We start from the raw sequence: 17175 nt of genomic DNA on the forward strand, positions 1-17175 counted from the left end.
CCCGCCCATGACCTGCGTCTTGGGCGGGGCGTCCGGCTGTTCCGGGGTGGTGTGCCCGGATTCGGTCCGCCGCCGGGGTCTTTGAACCCCGGGTGAACGCGCCGCTACTGTCTGCCGCGCGGTGCCCCGGCCGTCGTCCGCCCGTCCGGGCGGGCAGGGGTCCGCGCAGCGAAGGGAGTACGGCAGCACGTGGCGTCCCACCGCCGACCCGAGCCCTCCGGTCTCACCCGGACCGTCCGGGTCACCGTCCTCTCCGCCGCCGTGGCCACCGCGGCGGCCGCCCTCTCGACGACGCCCGCCAGCGCCCGTCCCGGCGGCCCCCGCGGGGACGCCGCCACGGCCGGGACGGTGAAGGAGCAGATCGACCGGCTCTACCGGCAGGCCGAGCGGGCCACCGAGAAGTACAACGCCGCGGGCGAACGGGCCGGTGTCCTGCGGCGGAAGGTGGAGGAGGCCGCCGACCGGGTGGCCAGGGGCCAGGAGCGGGTGAACCGGATGCGGACCGCCCTCGGCATGGTCGCCGCGGCCCAGTACCGGGCCGGCGCCGTGGACCCCGCCCTCCGGCTGCTGCTCTCCTCCGACCCCGACCGCTACCTCGACCAGGCGTCGGCCCTCGAACGCGTCACGGGCCGCCAGGCCGAGCAGCTGCACGCCCTGCTGGCAGCCCAGCGCTCGCTGGGCCAGGAGCGGCTGGAGGCCGCCCGCACCCTCGCCGAGCTGGAGCAGAGCCGCAAGGCCGTCGAGCACCACAAGCGCGAGGTCGAGGCCCGGCTCGCCGCCGCCCGCCGGCTGCTGAACGCGCTGCCCGACGGCGAACGGCAGCAGTACGCCCGTGCCTCCCGCTCCTCATCCGGTGGCGGCCGGTCCGGCTCTCTGCCCCCGCAGCTCGGCGGGCCCGCCGAGCGGGCGGTGGCGTCCGCCGTCGGCTCGGGGCGCGGTGCCGCCGCCGCCCTGGCCGCCCGTTCGGCGGTCGGCTCGCCCTACGCCTGGGGCGCCACCGGCCCGTCCGCCTTCGACTGCTCGGGGCTGATGCAGTGGGCCTACGGGCGGGCGGGCGTCGGCCTGCCGCGCACCTCCCAGGCCCAGCGCAACGCCGGCCGGCACGTGTCCCTGTCCGAGGCGCGCCCCGGCGACCTGGTCATCTACCGGGACGACGCCTGCCACGTCGGCATGTACGTCGGCAACGGCCAGGTCGTGCACGCCCCGTACCCCGGGGCGCGGGTCCGCTACGACCCCGCCAACATGATGCCGATCTCGTCCGTCACCCGGCCGTGAGCGCGTTTCCCGCGCGGTGACCGCGTTTTCCGTGCCCTGACCGCGTTTCCCGTGACCTGAGCGCGGGTGGCCCGCCGGTCGGCTCGTACGATGCGGGCCATGGACGGCCCCACGAGACCGAGCGGGCGCCGGGCGCTGGGCTGCCTGGCCGTCGTGCTGATCGCGCTGCCGCTGCTCGCCGGCTGCCGCACCGGACCCGCCGACGTGCGGGACGGCGACACCACCGCCGTCCAGCGGCTCCTGGACCGCTGGGCGTCCGCGCTGCGCGACCGGGACGAGGGCGCCTACCTCGCCGCCGTGGACCCCGGCGAGCGGGCCTACCGGGACCGGCGGCGCCAGGTCTTCGCCAACCTCACCGACGTCCCGCTCGCCTCCTGGGAGTACCGCGCCGTCCGCACCGGCGGTTTCGCCCCCGCCCCCGGCGACGGCTACCGCGTGGCCGCCGAGGCCGAACTCCGCTACCGCCTCGCCGGCTACGACGCCGCGCCGGTCACCGTCCCCGTCCGGCTGACGGCGGTCCGCCGGGCCGGGCAGTGGTACGTGGCCGGGGACGACACCGCGTCCGGCGACCGCCAGCTCTGGGAGCAGGGCCGGGTCGCCGTGGTCCGGGGCCGGCACAGCCTCGTCCTCGGGGCGGGCCAGGACCCGGCCGCCCTGCGCGCCCTCTCCGGACTGGCCGACGCGGCGGTCCCGGCCGTGGCCGCCGCCTGGCCGGACGGTCATGGAACGGCCGGGCTCGTCGTCGAGATGCCCGCCTCCCTCGACCGGATGGGCGCGCTCCTCGGCGCCTCGCCGTCCGACTACAAGGGCATCGCCGCGGTGACCACCACGTCCGGCGAGAAGGACAAGCCCGACGGTGCGCCCGCCGGCCGCATCGTCATCAACCCCGAGGCGTACACCGCCCTCGGCGCCTTCGGCCGCCGTACCGTCCTCACCCACGAGGCCACCCACGTCGCCACCCGCGACCGCACCACCGACACCACCCCCATGTGGCTCTCCGAAGGCTTCGCCGACTGGGTCGCCTACCGCACCACCGACCGCACCCCCCGCCAGGTCGCCCCCGAACTCGCCCGCTCCGTCACCTCCGGCCGCACCCCCGAACGCCTCCCCGCCGACGCCGACTTCGGCTTCACCGGCGGCGCCGGCCGGCTGGCCAGGGCCTACGAGGGCGGCTGGCTCGCCTGCCGGATGGTCGCCGAGAAGTGGGGCGAGAAGAAGCTCGTCGCCTTCTACCGCGCGGCGGGCGCCGGGACGTGGGAGAGGGCGGCGCGGGACGTACTGGGCGTGAGCGAGCGGGAGTTCACGGAGGCGTGGCGGAGGTATGTGGTGAAGGCGGTGGGGTGACGCTCACGAGCTCGGGTGGATGGTCAGGTGCGTGAACGCGGTGGTGTGCCGGATGCCGTCGGCGAGTACGCAGTCGGTCGGCAGACTGCCGGGCACCGTCTGGATGATCTTCTCGGCGGCGGATCCCTTGCCGCGCCCGCTGACGACCACGCCCACGAGCCTCGCGGTGTTGAACCCCAACACCCGGGCGGAGGGACCGGAGTGGTAGGCGATGACCGTTTTGCTGCCGTCCGCGTACCGCAGGGTCTCCTCCGATCTGTTCGACGCGAGGAGCAGGCAGGTGCCCCCGGTGGTGCCCTCGGTGTGGTACGTGGCCGTGAAGTTGTGACCTGCGGCATCCGTGCAGCGGTAGGCGCCGTCGACGGTGACCTTTGCGGGCTCGGAGGAGAGGCCGAGGCCCGGTCCGTAGGTGATGCTCTCCTGGCCGGTGCAGTCCTGAGGGGTGTGGGCGTGGGGGTGGGGGTGGGGGTGGCCGTGGGCCTGCGACGTCGGCGCCCAACCGACGCTCGCCGCGGCCAGGGTGAGGGAGGACAGAGCGATCCCGATGCCACGCTTGCCGATCACGGCGACTCCTTCGCTTCCCGCGTTCGCTTCCGGTGTTCGCTTCCCGTGCGTGCGCCGGCCGTCGGCGCGGCTACCGGCCACTTGGCTACCCCGGGGACCCCCGGTTCCACCTGTTTCCACCTGTTTCCGCAGGCGACCGAAAGCGCTGTGGCGCTTCCGCGCCGCACCACGCGCCCCTGCGCCCGGTTCACGCCCTGCTGGACTGTGGCGTGCCCGTGTCACTGTGCTGTGTCCGGTGCGGAACGGGCGCGACCGCGAGGGGGCCGCCATGAGCGACACGAGTCCGACAGGCCCCCGGGTGGCCTCCGTCGCGGTGTCCGCACCGCCGTACCGGCACCCTCAGCGGGACATCGCCGCCGTGTTCGCCGGGGCGTTCCACCCCGCCGACGCGGACGCCGACGCGGACGTACGCCGGCAGTTCATCGGTCTTGCCGGCCGTACGGGCATCGAGTACCGCAACCTCTCCCTGCCCCTGGCCGAGTACCCCCGGCCGCGCACCTTCACCGAGTACAACGAGATCTGGGTCCGCACCGCAGGCCAGGTCGGGCAGGACGCGCTCACCCGGGCCCTCGCGGCGGCGAACGTACGGCCCGACGAGGTCGGGGCCATCGTCACGACGACCACCACCGGCGTTTCGGTGCCCTCCTTTGACGCCGAACTCATCCACCGGGTCGGCCTTCCGCGCCATGTGGCCCGCCTGCCGATGCTCGGCCTCGGCTGCGCGGGGGGCGCCGTCGGCCTGTCGAGAGTGCACGACTATCTGAGGGGCCACCCGGACCGGATCGCGGTCCTGGTCTCCGTCGAACTGTGCTCACTGAACTTCCAGTACACGGACACCTCGGTCGCCAACCTCGTCGCGACCGGCCTGTTCGGCGACGCCGCGGCCGCCGCCGTGGTGTTCGGCGCCCACCGGGCCCAGGAGGCCGCCGGCCCCGCCCCGGTGGCGACCCGCAGCCGCCTGCACCCGGACTCCGAACACCTCATGGGCATGCGCATGGGCACCAACGGCTTCGCCGTGTTCCTCTCCCCGGACGTCCCCGACTTCATCGAGAAACACCTCGCCGACGAGATCCACGGTTTCCTCGCCGACCACGGCCTGACCACCAAAGACATCGCCACCTGGATCTGCCACCCCGGCGGCCCCAAGATCATCGAAGCCCTCGACCGCTGCCTCGACCTGCCACCCGACGCCCTCACCCACACCCGGGCCTCCCTCGCCGAACACGGCAACATCTCCTCCGCCTCCGTCCTCGACGTCCTCCACAAAACCATGACCACCCCACCGCCCCCGGGCTCCCACGGCCTGCTCCTCGCCCTCGGCCCGGGCCTCACCAGTGAGCTGATGCTTCTCAACTGGTGAAGGGGTGTTGTCCTCGCCCGGGGCAGAATGCGCGCGGGTCGAGACAACTGCTGGAGCGAGGACGGTACTCGTTCGAGGGTATTTGGCCGCTCGCCCCTGTTCTCCCACGTATACGTCGGGGAATCGTGGTGCCCGTCACGCCACTTGGGGAGGAATCTTGACGCTATCGCGTACGCGGCGGGCACTGGTCATTGCCGGGCTGCTCTCGGCGCTGGCATCCGTCGCGCCGAGTTCGGGCGCCGCCGACCGGGCCGCCGAACCCACGGCACGCGCCGCGGTCGGTCCGTTCCAGGTACGGAACCAGGGCACGGGCCGCTGCATGGGCATGCCGGCGGGCGACGACCGAATGCGGGTGTGGAACTGCACCAGCGAGCCGTACCAGCTCTGGGACCTGATCGCCGACGGCCGTGGCGCCTACCACATGGTCACTCGCAGAGACGGCCGCTGCCTGGCCGGCTATGCCCAAGGGCCCAGTGGCTGGGCGACGTGGCTGAGCGACTGCGACAGATCGTTCACCAACGTGGATCAGCTCTGGTACGTGGACCCCGCCCACAGCGCCGACCCCGCCCGGATCGCCAACCTCTTCGGCCGCGTCCTCGAACCCGACCGCGGATGGGGAGGGGCCAACGAATCTCCGGTGGTGACCAATGACAATGAGGGACTGCCCAATCAGAAATGGACCCTGATCTACGGGCCGTGAAACCGGCACTACTCCTGCCTGGGGTCTGCCCGCGAGGAGTGTTGACCGGACCGTCAGCGGAGCCAGAACCGGATCTGTCTGCGCCGCAGGTAACGGCGGCTACGGCGAGGGAACTGGAGGCGGAGTTTCCGTTGTCCTTCCTCCGCGAACGGCGGGATCGTCAGTTTTGCTGAAGGTCCTTCGCGACCTGCTCGGCCATGAGGCGGGCGGGTTCGAGGCGAGGGTCCTCGGGGCGGGCGTCCGGGGCCAGGATCTTGGCACAGACGAACAGGGTCATGAGCTTGCCGTCCCGGCTCTCCACGTCGTGGCGCCGTTCGTGGCGGACGCGCTCGGCCAGAGCCGGGACGGCGAGGGAGTTGCCCCACAACGACGCGGCGTCCAACCCTTGAGGAGCCGCACCCCAGTCCTCCCAGTCGAACAGGCAGAACTCCGGCTCTGTCATGTTCGCCCAGTTGAGATCCGCGTGGGCCGGCAGCCACCGTCTCACCGTCGTGTCGACACCGTCGGGGAGGAAGCGACGGATCGCCTCGGTGACCCCGCTCTGCGTGATCGTCACGGTGTCCGGAGTGGCGACGCGGCGCGTGTGCTGCTCGGCCAAGGCATCCAGCGACCCGTTGAACGCCCGCCACCAGTCATCCGACAGGGCGGGCTCGGCGGCCAGGACACTGCTGCCTACGGGCCCGCCCGGCAGGAGGTCCGTCTCGTCCGCCCGCCACATCACCGGCTCCCCGGGCTGCCGCCACGCGACGCCTCGGTGCCACTGCGGCTTGACCACTCCCTCCAGGAGAGCGGCACACTCGGTGCCGTTCCAGCCCTGGCCGCCGATCCTGCCGAAGCCGCGCCGTTCGACCCGCACCCACGTGCCACGATCTGTGCGCGCCCCCAGCGACCGTCGTTTGCGCACCAGGGTGCTTCGGTCCAGCTGCGTCCAGAGAGCACGCTCAACTTGGTCGAGCACGTCATCGATTGGCGCGATCCGCAGGTCCACTGGGGCGTGGGCAGATGGGGAAGACGGCATTGGACCTCTTCGGCGAGTGGGCTGGGTGGGGCGCGGTGGGCTCACCGCTTCCGGACGTTCGCAATGAACGTGGACCAGGCGGATGCGGGGAAGAGGAGGGTGGGGCCGGACGGGTGCTTACTGTCGCGGACGGGGACGGTGTCGGATGACGGTACGAGGTTGCGGGCGAACTCGACGCACTGGCCGCTGTTTCCCTCGCTGTAACTGGACTTCTTCCATATCGCGCTGGTGAGGTCGGGAATGGTGCTCATGGCCATACTCCTCCGATTAGAGTGCCTTGACGCTTGTGACGAACGTGGTCCAGGCGGCTGTGGGGAAGGCAAGGGCAGGGCTGGACGGGTGCTTACTGTCGCGGACGGGGACGGTGTCGGATGACGGTATGAGGTTGCGGGCGAACTCGACGCAGTTGCCGCCGTTTCCCTGGCTGTAGCTGGACTTCTCCCATATCGCGAGGGTGAGGTTCGGGTTGGTGTTCATGGGTGTATGCCTCCAAAACGTGCCGAATGCGAGCCAGGGAGTCGGCGGGCGAGAGAGCGTCGGCTCGCAGGCGCTCGTACGCCGCACGTGCTTCGGTCACCACATCCGCTGAGTCGTCCACTTGCCCACGCTGATAGGTCTCCTCGTACAGGACATCAGTCCCGTCCTGCCGCGTCAGCACAATAAATGCCTCGCCTCGCGACGGCGTCGCCGCCCTGAAGGGGAGCACCTGGATCGTGATGTGGGGCGACTCCGACGCCGCCAGCAGATGCGTGAGCTGGGCCCGCATGACGGTGGCGCCGCCCACGTTGGACCACAGCACGGCCTCGTGCAGGATCACCCACAAGGACGGTGGGCGCGGGGAGTCGAACAACTCCCGTCGCCGCATGCGTTCCTCGACCCGCTTCTTGATGTCGGCCGTCGAATCCTGTGGGCGGGCGGAGCGGAAGACCGCTTCGGCATACTCCGGGGTCTGGAGGATGCCCATGATGAACGCGTTGGAGTAGTCGCAGATGGCCAGCGCCTCGCGCTCCAGCTGCAAGTACGGGATGAACCACGTCGGCGACCCCGCGTCAGCGGCCCGCTGGCGCCACCGCGCGTACGTCCCCGGCGTGCCGAAGACCCGGTCGCACTGCTCGGCGAAGACCGCCGAGGCGAGCTGTTCGCCGCGTTCGACCTTGCTGACGTACGGCTGGCGGCAGTGCAGGGCGATGGCGAGCTGGTCCTGGGTCCAGCCGCGGGCTTCGCGGGCGGCCTTGACCTCGCGGCCGAACTCGAGGGCGGGGGAGACGGGTTCGCAGGGTGAGGGATCGAGCATATGTTCAACTCCCCTTATTCCAAGCTGCTTTGGAATCCAGAACGGCCTGTTCAGGCAGGCCGTGGAGGTGGAGTCTAAGCCTCACGGTTGATGCCCGCTCGTGAAGAGCGGAACACCACGGAGGTCGAACGGGTGAGCGTGAAGCAGGTGGAGGCCGCCTACCGGCCCGGCGTGTGGCTGACGGATATGCGTCGGGGGAAGGTCGGGCAGCTGATGGAGGACTGGGGGGCGCGGGTGCGGCTCCGGGCGCCCGGGGGTGGGCGGGAGTGGGAGGTGGAGCAGGGCCGGGTGCGGCCGGCGACTCTGGAGGAGCGGGAGCGGGCGGGTGTCCCGGGTGCGTTCGTGGTCACGTCGTACGGGACCGTCACCCGGCGGGACGAGGCGTGAGCGGGCGGTCGTTCCCGCCGCCGATGTGGGAGCCGCCGCCGTTGCCGCCGACGCCGCACGGGAGCGGGCCGTTGGTGAACCCGGCGCCGCACGAGTGCGGGATGTGCCGGTGGTACACCGCCGCCGAGAGCGCGGCGCGGCAGCGCGGGGACGGGGAGGCGGCGGAGGTGTACCGGCGGAGGCGGACCGGGCATCAGGTGCGGTATCCGCACCGGCAATCCTGAGTGGTCAGGGCTCCTCGTGGTGGCTCTCCGGTTCGGTGATTTCGGCCGACCAGTCCGTGCCGAGGGTGTCGGCGAGCCGTCGCAGCGCCTCCTCGGTGCGGCCGTACACCACGAGTTCCGTGTCGCCGTAACCGGTGTTGTGGCAGGCGATGACGTCCGGGCCGCCCAGGAACTCGGTGTGGGAGCCGAGTTCGCGCCAGGGCAGCAGGCCCATCGGGCGCAGTGTGCGGCGGAGGCGGGTCATTGCCTCCGGGGACAGGGCCGGGTCCTCGACGGTCCAGCCGTAGTGGGCGGGCAGCCGGGCGGCGGCCAGGTGGAGGAAGAACTCGGAGACGGAGCGGCTCTGGAGGACCCACTCGCCGTCCGCGACGGTGACGAGGACCGGCGGGTCGGCGAGGTGGGCGCGGGCGGCCGGGTAGCCCCACTCGTTGCAGTACTGGTTCTCGGCCATCAGGACGCAGACGCGCGGGTCCTCGTCGGGGCCGACGAACGGGTTGCCGGGCGGCAGGCCGTCGGCGATGCCGTAACCGGTGGGGTCGGGGCGGACGGTGGGCGGCCGGACCGGGTTGGTCCAGTACAGCTCGCAGCGGTCGGCGAACGAGTTGAACGGCAGGTCCCACCACTCGTCCAGCGCGGCGGGGATGGGGAGTGAGCGGTCGACGTCCTCCGGCTCGGCATCCGGTGAGGCCAGGCCGGCCACGTACTCCTTGTGCGCGTCCGGCTCGTCCCGCTCCCAGCGTGCGCCGCCGGTGGGCTCGTACCCCCACTCCTCCTGGAACTCGCGCAGCAGCGCCCAGCGTTCGGTGGTGTCCCGCGCGTTCCCGGCCGCCTCCAGGCGCTCCTGGAAACGGCTGTAATCGATCTCTATCGCCTCGGTCATCTTCACGCCGGGATCCTACGGACGCGGCGCCGCCGTGAGCGTCAGGCTGCCGGGTACGGCGGCGAACGCCTCGCGCAGGTCGGCGGCGAGGCCGGCGCGCGTGGGGGTGCCGGGTCGGGAGGCCCAGGTGTCCAGCGCCCAGTGGAACGCGGCGATCAGGATGTCGAGCGCGAGCCGCGGGCGGGGGTCTCCCTTGGTGTCGAGGTCGAACCGGCGCTGGAGGAGGCCAAGTGCGGCCCGGCCGGTGAGGTCGCAGAAGTGGAGGCCGTGCGCGCCCATCGAGGGCGTGTCGTCGATGAGCCGGTGGCTGAGCAGCACGCGCCGGGGCCAGTCGTCGGCCGTCATCCGGTCCAGGGCGGCCAGCAGGGCGTCCTGGAGCATTTCCAGGAGGGTGCCGCCGTGGCTCTGCCGGGTTGCGAGGTCGTCGAGGAAGGCCGCCCAGAGGTCCTGGGTCGGCGCCATGGCCACGTCTTCCTTGCTCGTGAAATAGCGGAAGAACGTGCGCTTGGAGACGTCGACCGCGTCGCAGAGCTCGTCGAGGGTCGTGCCGTCGAAGCCGCGCTCGGTGAACCGCTCCAGAGCTGTGTCGATCAGCGCCTGCCGGGTGCGGAGCTTTTTGCGCTCGCGCAGTGGCAGGTGTTCCCTCTCGGGCTGCTCCGTCTCGGGTTCCGGCATGGCCGCAGCATATCCGAGGGCGGCGCTTGGTAGCGAACGCCTCTTGCGCGCTTATGCCACTCAGTGGCATAAGTTGTATTCGGCGCCCGCTTCGAGGCGTTGCCCTGCTGAAAGGTGTTCACCATGCGCGCCCTGCTCGTCGACCACTCCGCCCCCGCCGGGCTCCGGCTCGGCCAGGCCCCCGACCCCACGCCCGCACCCCACCAGGCACTGATCCGGGTGGCGGCGACGTCCTTCAACTACGGCGAGATCAGGCACATTCTGGAGGGCGCGCCCGACGGGGCCGTCCTCGGCTGGGACGCGGCCGGCGTCGTGGAACGGGCGGCGGCCGACGGCTCGGGCCCCGCTGCCGGTACCCCTGTGGTGACCCTGGCTCCCGACGGGGCCTGGGCCGAACTCCGCGCCGTTGACACCGACCTGATCGGCGTCGTGCCCGCCGGAGCCGACCTCGGGGCGATCAGCACGGTCCCCGTCGCCGGCGCCAGCGCCCTGCGCGCCCTGCACCGCCTCGGCCCGATCCTCGGCAGGCGGGTCCTCGTCACCGGGGCCACCGGTGGCGTCGGGCGGTACGCCGTCCAGCTCGCCCGGCTCGGCGGCGCGTACGTCGTCGCCTCCACCGGACACCCCGAGGCGCACGGCGACGGGCTGCGCGCCCTCGGCGCGCACGAAGTGATCTCGGAGCCGGCGGCGCTCGACGCGCCGGTCGACGGCGTCGTGGACGTGATCGGTGGCCGGCAACTCGTGGAAGCCTACGAGAGGCTGGCCGAGAACGGCACGCTGGTGGCCGTGGGGCACTCGGCGGGCGAGGGCGAGAACTTCCCGTTCGGGGCGCTCTTCGGCGGCGAGGGGCGGCACAACCGCTCGCTCACCACCTTCTTCCTGCTCTCCTGCACCGGCCTCGGCCCCGACCTGGCCTGGCTCGCCGACCGCGTCGCCGCCGGTGCCCTCGACCCGCAGATCTCGTGGCGGGGGAGCTGGGCGAAGGCGGCCGAGGCGGCCGAGGCCCTGCTCGGGCGCCGGCTCCACGGCAAGGCGGTGCTCGACGTCGGCTGACGGCGCCCGGCGTCCGCGTGTCTACAGCAGCTCTTGGAGGCGTTCCGCCAGCAGGTCCCACCGCCAGCGCTCCTCCACCCAGGCCCGTCCCCGCGCCCCCATGCGGGCGCGGAGCTCCGGGTCGAGGAGGAGCGTCGCCACCCGGTCCGCGGTCTCGGCGGCCGAGTCGCCGCGTACGACGAAGCCGGTCTCGCCCTCCAGGACCGCGTCCGGGGCGCCGCCCGAGTCGCCGGCGACCACCGGCAGGCCCGTCGCCGAGGCCTCCAGGTAGACGATGCCGAGCCCTTCGACGTCGAGGCCGCCGCGGCGCGTCCGGCAGGGCATGGCGAAGACGTCGCCGGCGCCGTAGTGGGCGGGGAGCTCGTCCCAGTCGACCGGGCCGGTGAAGCGGACGGAGTCGGCGACGCCGGTCTCGTCGGCGAGTTTGCGCAGGTCGCTGGCGTAGGGGCCACCGCCGACGATCAGCAGGACGGTGTCGGGGACGCGCGCGAGGACGGCGGGCAGGGCGCGGATCAGGGTGTCCTGGCCCTTGCGGGGGACGAGCCGGGAGACGCAGACGATCACCGGGCGGTCGGTCAGGCCGAGCCGGGCCCGGACCCCGGCGCCGCCCGAGGCGGGGTGGAAGGTCTTCTCGTCCACGCCGGGCGGCAGTTGGACCATGCGGCCCGCCGCCTCCGGCGTGAGGGCGCTCGCTATCCGGGAGCGGGTGTACTCACCCAGATAGGTGATTGTGTCGGTGCCCTCGCCGATGCGCCGCAGCAACTGCCGCGCGGCGGGCAGCTGGGCCCACCCCGCCTCGTGCCCATGGGTGGTGGCCACGATCCGCCGGGCCCCGGCCTTCCGCAGCGTCGGGGCCATCAGCCCCAGCGGGGCCGCCGCGCCGAACCAGACGGAGGAACAGCCGTGTTCCCGCAGCAGGCCCACCGCCCGGCGGGTCACCCGCGGGGTGGGGAGCAGCATCGTCGTGCGGTCGCGGACGACCCGGAACGGCTGCTCGGCGTCGAAGCGCGCGGTGGCCTCGACGCCCTCGCGGCTCCGCTTCCACGTCGAGGCGTAGACGACGATGTCGGCCGGGTCCAGCCGCAGCGCCATGTTGTGCAGGAACGCCTGGATGCCGCCGGGCCGGGGCGGGAAGTCGTTGGTGACGATCAGGGTCTTGTGCATCGCCGCCGACAGTACCCGGTGCGTCCGGACCCGATCGACGGCGATCGGGGGGCAATGGCGCCACGACGCCGCACGTCACCGCGGACCGCCCCCTGTGCAGGCATCATGCCTTGCAGTGACGGCGCACCTACGGTGAGTGGCGCCCCGATGGGACGAGGTGGACGATGGCGGGCTCCGGTACGGGCTCACGGCTACGGCTCCTGATCACGACGTGGGCCGTCACCCGGGCCGTCCTGCTGCTCTGCGTGTTCCGCGTGCTGGACATGCCGGGCTCCGACGTCGCCGTCGACATCGAGGTGATCTACAAGAACTGGTACGGCGTCTTCAGCACCGGCGTCTTCCCCTACGACGACGTGACCTGGCAGTACCCGCCCGCCGCCGCCCTCGCCGTGCTCGCCCCCGGCCTGCTGCCGTTCCTCGACTACGCCCCCGCCTTCTTCCTGGTGTGCTGGGTGGCGGACGCCGCGATCCTCGCGATGCTCCTGTACGCGGTCCGGGGCGGGCGCCGCGACCGGCGCGGTGTGTGGGTCTGGGTGATCGGCGTGCCGCTGCTCGGGCCGATCGTCTACGCCCGGTACGACGTGATGGTGACCGCCGTCGCCGTCGCCGGTCTGCTGGCGCTCGGCCGGCGCACCCGGGTGGCGGGGGCGCTCGCCGGGTTCGGTGCCCTGCTGAAGATCTGGCCCGTCCTGCTGCTCGCCGGGGTGGAGCGGGGGCCCCGGACGCGGTCCGCCTGGAGCTCCGCCCTGGTCACGGGGGTGGTCCTGGTCATGTTCTTCGCCGCGGCCATGCCCGGGGCGCTCGCCTTCCTCACCTTCCAGCGGGACCGGGGGACCGAGGTCGAGTCGCTCGGCTCGCTGGTCTTCCACCTCGGGCGGCACTTCGGGTGGCATGGACGGGCCCGGCTGCACTACGGATCCGTCGAGTTCCTCGGGCGGCATGTCCATGCCGTCAGTGCGCTGGCTCTGGGGCTGAGTCTGCTCGCCTTTGGCTGGCTGTTGCTCTGGCGGTTGCGGGCGCGGACTTTCACTGCTTGTACGGCGTCGGATGCGGCGTTCACGGCGGTGCTGCTGTTTACGACGACGAGTCGGGTGATCAGTCCGCAGTATGTGGTGTGGTTGATCGGGCTGGCGGCGGTGTGCGCGACGGTGCGGTCTACTCGGCAGGGGTTGCCGATTGTGCTGGTGCTGGTGGCTGCGCCGTTGACGCAGTTGGAGTTTCCGATCTGGTTTCAGCATGTCATTGCCAGCGACAAGTTGGGGGTTGCGACGTTGACGTTGCGTAATGCGTTGTTGGTGGTGGCGACGGTGATTGCTTGCCGGCGGCTTTGGAGGGCTACGGTTAATGTGCCGCCCTCCGCGGCGGGGGAGCAGGAGCCTCCGGCTGAGCGGGCGTCGGAGCTTGTGTCCGGTTGACGGCGGGGGTGCCCCGGTCCCGCCCTTTCACCGTTTCTTGCAGGGGCTGCGCCCCCGCACCCCCGCGAAGCGCGCTGCGCGCGCTGTCCTCAAACGCCGGACGGGCTATCTCAGCCCGTCCGGCGTTTGAGGACAACCGCGCGGAGCGTGGTTTCGGGGGCGCGGGGCACCCCCCGCAGAAACGGTGAAAGGGAGGGATCGGGGCACCCACCCCCTACCCGTGATAAATCGCCTCGATCTCGTGCGCGAAATCCTTCGCCACAACATTCCGCTTCAGCTTCAGCGACGGCGTCACATGCCCCGACTCCTCCGTGAACTGCCCCGGCAGAATGCGGAACTTCCGTACCGACTCCGCCTTGGACACCGCCGCGTTCCCGTCGTCGACGGCCTTCTGGACGTCGGCGAGGAGGTCGGGGTCGTCGGCGAGTTCGGCGGGGGTGAGGCCGGCGGGCTTGTGGTGGGATTCGAGCCAGCGGGGGAGGAAGTCCTCGTCGAGGGTGATGAGGGCGCCGACGAAGGGGCGGCCGTCGCCGACGACCATGCATTCGGCGATGAGGGCGTGGGCGCGGATGCGGTCCTCGATGACGGCGGGGGCGACGTTCTTGCCGCCGGCGGTGACGAGGATTTCCTTTTTGCGGCCGGTGATGCGGAGGTAGCCGTCCTCGTCGAGGGTGCCGAGGTCGCCGGTGTGGAACCAGCCGTCCTCCAGGGCCTCGGCGGTGGCCTTCTCGTTGTTCCAGTAGCCGGTGAAGAGGTGTTCGCCGTGGAGCAGGACCTCGCCGTCGTCGGCGATGCGGATCACTGAGCCGGGGAGCGGCTGGCCCACCGTGCCGATCTTGGGGCGGTCCCAGGGGTTGAAGGCGGTGGCGGCGCAGGACTCCGTCAGGCCGTAGCCCTCCAGGACGGTGAAGCCGATGCCGCGGTAGAAGTGGCCGAGGCGTTCGCCCAGCGGGGCGCCGCCGGAGATGGCGTGGGTGGCGCGGCCGCCGAGGACGGCGCGGAGCTTGCCGTAGACGAGCTTGTCGAAGACCTTGTGCTTGAGCTTCAGGCCGAAGGAGGGGCCGGACGGGGTGTCGAGCGCCCGGCTGTAGGCGATGGCGGTGTCCGCGGCCTTGTCGAAGATTTTGCCCTTGCCGTCCGCCTGGGCCTTGGCGCGGGCGCCGTTGTAGACCTTCTCGAAGACCCGGGGCACGCCGAGGATCAGGGACGGGCGGAAGCCCGCGAGGTCGTCGGTGAGGTTGCGGATGTCGCTGACCATGCCCAGCCGGATGGGGGCCATCAGCGCGGCGACCTCGACCAGCCGTCCGAAGACGTGCGCGGCGGGGAGGAAGAGGAGCACGGAGGAGTCACCCGTGCGGAACAGCGGCTTCAGCCGCTCCACCGCGTTGCCGCACTCGGCGAAGAAGCTGCGGTGGGTGAGCACACAGCCCTTGGGGCGGCCGGTGGTGCCCGAGGTGTAGACGATGGTGGCGGGGGTGTCCGCGTCGGCCAGCGAGCTGCGCTCGTCGACTTCCTCGTCGGTCAGTCCCTCGCCCGCGGTGCGCAGGGCGTCCAGGGCGCCGTCCTCGATCTGCCAGATGTGCTTCAGCCCGGGCAGCGCGCCGCGGACGGACGCGACGGCCGCCTGGTGGGCGTCGGTCTCCACGAGGCAGGCGACGGCGCCGGAGTCGCCGAGGATCCACTCGATCTGCTCGGGGGAGCTGGTCTCGTAGACGGGGACGGTGACGCCGCCCGCGCTCCAGATGGCGAAGTCGAGCAGCGCCCACTCGTAGCGGGTGCGGGAGATCAGGCCGACCCGGTCGCCCGGCTTGATGCCCGAGGCCATCAGGCCCTTGGCGGCGGCGCGGACCTCGGCCAGGAACTCGACCGCGGTGACGTCCTGCCACTGGCCCCCGGTCTTGCGCCCTATGACCGCGACATCTGGGTGGAGCGAGGCGTTCCGGCGGATGAGATCCGTCAGGTTTCCGTCTGCTGGGACCTCGTAGAGGGCCGGAAGGCTGAACTCGCGCAAGACTGCTGCTCCTCGTCGGGCGCCGGCGCCGCCGCGTCGTCGAGGGGCGCTGCGTCGGCTGCGGTTCATGTGTGCGGGCAGGGTGAAGGACGGCCCGGACGTTACCCACCAGTACAGCTTTCGAATAGAGGGTCACGCCCAGATGTTCTGTGCGTCACATGCCTCGGGACCGCTCCCGGCACCCTAGCCGCTCCCTCCGGTGACCCGGAAGTAACCGCAGGTCGGGGCCCTTCCGCCGGGCCGGGCCGCGACCTAGGGTGCTACTCATGCGTGGTACACGGGTCAGGCGGGGCACCAGGGTTCATGTGGTCAGCGATGTGCACGGCAATGCCCGGGATCTGGCCCGTGCGGGTGACGGGGCCGACGCCCTCGTCTGTCTGGGCGACCTCGTGCTCTTCCTCGACTACGCCGACCACTCGCGCGGCATCTTCCCCGACCTGTTCGGCACGGAGAACGCCGACCGCCTCGTCGAGCTGCGCACGGCACGCCGCTTCGAGGAGGCCAGGGAGTTCGGGCGGCGGCTCTGGGACGGCATCGACCGCAGCGCCGCCGTCGAACAGGCGGTCCGGAAGCAGTACGCCGAACTCTTCGCCGCCTTCCCCACTCCGACCTACGCCACCTACGGCAACGTCGACCTCCCGCCGCTGTGGCCGGAATACGCCCGCCCCGGCACCACCGTCCTGGACGGCGAGCGCGTCGAGATCGGGGGGCGCGTCTTCGGCTTCGTCGGAGGTGGCCTGCGGACGCCCATGCGCACCCCCTACGAGATCGACGACGACGTCTACGCCGCCAAGGTCGAGGCGCTCGGCGAGGTCGACGTGCTCTGCTCCCACATCCCGCCCGACCTGCCCGAACTCTGCTACGACACGGTCGCCCGCCGCTTCGAGCGCGGCAGCTCCGCCCTGCTGGAGGCGATCCGGGCCACCCGCCCCCGGTACGCGCTCTTCGGCCACGTCCACCAGCCCCTGGCCCGCCGGATGCGCGTCGGCGTGACCGAATGCGTCAACGTAGGGCACTTCGCCTCCACCGGTACACCCTGGGCCATGGAGTGGTGACGCACCGCGGGAGGTAGCCTTCAGCGGCAGACAGCAGAGACAGGCGGCCGGACCGGCACGGAGGAGCCACACAGATGGCGGAACACACCAGCTCGAGCATCACGATCGAGGCGACCCCCGCCGAGGTCATGGCGGTGATCGCCGACTTCGACCGCTACCCGGAATGGACCGGCGAGGTCAAGCAGGCCGAGGTGCTGGAGAAGGACGAGAAGGGCCGCGCCGCGAAGGTGCGCCTGGTGCTCGACGCGGGCGCGATCAAGGACGACCACACCCTCGCGTACAGCTGGCCGGACACGCACACCGTGTCCTGGTCCCTGGTCAAGTCGGCGATGCTGCGCCAGCTCGACGGCTCGTACAGCCTGGCGCCGCTGGAGGGCGGCCGACGGACCGAGGCCACCTACAAGCTCACCGTCGACGTCAAGATCCCGATGCTGGGGATGATCAAGCGCAAGGCGGAGAAGGTCATCATCGACCGCGCGCTCGCCGGCCTCAAGCAGCGCGTCGAGACCGTCGTCGCGTCCTGAGCGTCCTGACCTCGACGTCCTGACCCCGACGTCCTGACTCCGACGCCCTGATCCCGACCCCTGCCGGAGGCTCCACCCTTGCGTACGGTCCTCGTCACCGGTCCCGGCGGCGCGGGCCGCACCACCGTCGCCGCGGCGACCGCCCTCGCCGCGGCCCGCTCCGGGCGGCGCGTCCTGCTGCTCACCGCCGACCCCGGCCCCGCCCCCGACGCCGCGCTCGGCACCCCGCTCG

General features: G+C 71.9%; 18 protein-coding genes and 1 pseudogene. 10 read left to right on the top strand and 9 right to left on the bottom strand.

Features of this window, described 5'->3' with window-relative positions; all coding sequences use genetic code 11:
* Positions 1–189: 189 nt before the first annotated feature.
* Together HN013_RS26860 and HN013_RS26865 are read left to right on the top strand one after the other, a co-directional pair.
* Positions 190–1275, top strand: a complete 1086-nt coding sequence (locus tag HN013_RS26860) for an NlpC/P60 family protein (RefSeq protein ID WP_171170659.1) — start codon at positions 190–192, stop codon at positions 1273–1275.
* A gap of 90 nt (positions 1276–1365) precedes the next feature.
* Positions 1366–2619, top strand: coding sequence for a hypothetical protein (locus HN013_RS26865; RefSeq protein WP_171170661.1), 1254 nt, complete (start codon positions 1366–1368; stop codon positions 2617–2619).
* A 3-nt stretch (positions 2620–2622) separates the two neighbouring features.
* Here the strand turns inward: HN013_RS26865 and HN013_RS26870 are convergent, their stop codons facing one another.
* Positions 2623–3183, bottom strand: coding sequence for a hypothetical protein (locus HN013_RS26870; protein ID WP_171170663.1), 561 nt, complete (start codon positions 3181–3183; stop codon positions 2623–2625).
* 268 nt (positions 3184–3451) lie between these two features.
* Between HN013_RS26870 and HN013_RS26875 the strand changes: the two genes are divergently transcribed.
* Together HN013_RS26875 and HN013_RS26880 are read left to right on the top strand one after the other, a co-directional pair.
* Positions 3452–4543, top strand: coding sequence for a type III polyketide synthase (locus tag HN013_RS26875; RefSeq protein WP_171170665.1), 1092 nt, complete (start codon positions 3452–3454; stop codon positions 4541–4543).
* A 157-nt stretch (positions 4544–4700) separates the two neighbouring features.
* The gene (locus tag HN013_RS26880) at positions 4701–5243 is read left to right on the top strand and encodes an RICIN domain-containing protein (RefSeq protein ID WP_171170666.1); all 543 of its coding nucleotides are present in this window, start codon (positions 4701–4703) and stop codon (positions 5241–5243) included.
* A 160-nt stretch (positions 5244–5403) separates the two neighbouring features.
* On the opposite strand, the gene HN013_RS26885 is transcribed toward HN013_RS26880, so the two are convergent.
* The 4 genes and pseudogenes from HN013_RS26885 to HN013_RS26895 all read right to left on the bottom strand — a co-directional run bounded on the left by HN013_RS26885 (position 5404) and on the right by HN013_RS26895 (position 7555).
* The gene (locus HN013_RS26885) at positions 5404–6261 is read right to left on the bottom strand and encodes a hypothetical protein (RefSeq protein WP_171170668.1); all 858 of its coding nucleotides are present in this window, start codon (positions 6259–6261) and stop codon (positions 5404–5406) included.
* A gap of 41 nt (positions 6262–6302) precedes the next feature.
* Complete coding sequence (locus HN013_RS26890) at positions 6303–6512, bottom strand: DUF397 domain-containing protein (protein ID WP_171170670.1); 210 nt, start codon at positions 6510–6512, stop codon at positions 6303–6305.
* A gap of 16 nt (positions 6513–6528) precedes the next feature.
* A pseudogene (locus tag HN013_RS34020) lies at positions 6529–6645 on the bottom strand (DUF397 domain-containing protein); the annotation flags it as partial.
* Positions 6605–7555 carry a helix-turn-helix transcriptional regulator gene (locus HN013_RS26895; protein WP_171170672.1) on the bottom strand — a complete coding sequence of 317 codons (951 nt, stop codon included), beginning with the start codon at positions 7553–7555 and terminating at the stop codon, positions 6605–6607. The gene HN013_RS26895 and the pseudogene HN013_RS34020, both read right to left, overlap by 41 nt.
* A 90-nt stretch (positions 7556–7645) precedes the next feature.
* On the opposite strand from HN013_RS26895, the gene HN013_RS26900 reads away from it, so the two are divergent.
* Positions 7646–7942, top strand: a complete 297-nt coding sequence (locus HN013_RS26900; protein WP_249375438.1) for a hypothetical protein — start codon at positions 7646–7648, stop codon at positions 7940–7942.
* 228 nt (positions 7943–8170) lie between these two features.
* Here HN013_RS26900 and HN013_RS26905 read toward each other — a convergent pair whose 3' ends face one another.
* Positions 8171–9052, bottom strand: coding sequence for a hypothetical protein (locus tag HN013_RS26905; RefSeq protein ID WP_171170674.1), 882 nt, complete (start codon positions 9050–9052; stop codon positions 8171–8173).
* A 9-nt stretch (positions 9053–9061) separates the two neighbouring features.
* Positions 9062–9721 carry a TetR/AcrR family transcriptional regulator gene (locus HN013_RS26910; RefSeq protein WP_171170676.1) on the bottom strand — a complete coding sequence of 220 codons (660 nt, stop codon included), beginning with the start codon at positions 9719–9721 and terminating at the stop codon, positions 9062–9064.
* A 123-nt stretch (positions 9722–9844) separates the two neighbouring features.
* Here HN013_RS26910 and HN013_RS26915 point away from each other — a divergent pair, with 123 nt between their 5' ends.
* Positions 9845–10774, top strand: a complete 930-nt coding sequence (locus HN013_RS26915) for a zinc-binding dehydrogenase (RefSeq protein ID WP_171170678.1) — start codon at positions 9845–9847, stop codon at positions 10772–10774.
* Positions 10775–10795: 21 nt separating this feature from the next.
* Here the strand turns inward: HN013_RS26915 and HN013_RS26920 are convergent, their stop codons facing one another.
* A complete protein-coding gene (locus HN013_RS26920; protein ID WP_171170680.1) occupies positions 10796–11938 on the bottom strand; it encodes a glycosyltransferase family 4 protein in 1143 nt (380 codons plus the stop codon).
* A 164-nt stretch (positions 11939–12102) separates the two neighbouring features.
* Between HN013_RS26920 and HN013_RS26925 the strand changes: the two genes are divergently transcribed.
* A complete protein-coding gene (locus HN013_RS26925) occupies positions 12103–13353 on the top strand; it encodes a glycosyltransferase 87 family protein (RefSeq protein WP_171170682.1) in 1251 nt (416 codons plus the stop codon).
* Positions 13354–13567: 214 nt separating this feature from the next.
* On the opposite strand, the gene HN013_RS26930 is transcribed toward HN013_RS26925, so the two are convergent.
* Entirely contained in the window at positions 13568–15364 is a 1797-nt protein-coding gene (locus HN013_RS26930; protein ID WP_171170684.1) for a long-chain fatty acid--CoA ligase, read from the bottom strand.
* 266 nt (positions 15365–15630) lie between these two features.
* On the opposite strand from HN013_RS26930, the gene HN013_RS26935 reads away from it, so the two are divergent.
* The 3 genes from HN013_RS26935 to HN013_RS26945 all read left to right on the top strand — a co-directional run.
* Entirely contained in the window at positions 15631–16419 is a 789-nt protein-coding gene (locus HN013_RS26935) for a metallophosphoesterase (RefSeq protein ID WP_171170686.1), read from the top strand.
* A gap of 74 nt (positions 16420–16493) precedes the next feature.
* The gene (locus HN013_RS26940) at positions 16494–16943 is read left to right on the top strand and encodes an SRPBCC family protein (protein WP_171170688.1); all 450 of its coding nucleotides are present in this window, start codon (positions 16494–16496) and stop codon (positions 16941–16943) included.
* 78 nt (positions 16944–17021) lie between these two features.
* Positions 17022–17175 (top strand): ArsA-related P-loop ATPase (locus HN013_RS26945; protein WP_283247705.1); only part of this gene is annotated, 154 nt, incomplete at its 3' end.

This window comes from Streptomyces sp. I05A-00742, from assembly GCF_013055795.1.
Lineage (GTDB): Bacteria > Actinomycetota > Actinomycetes > Streptomycetales > Streptomycetaceae > Streptomyces.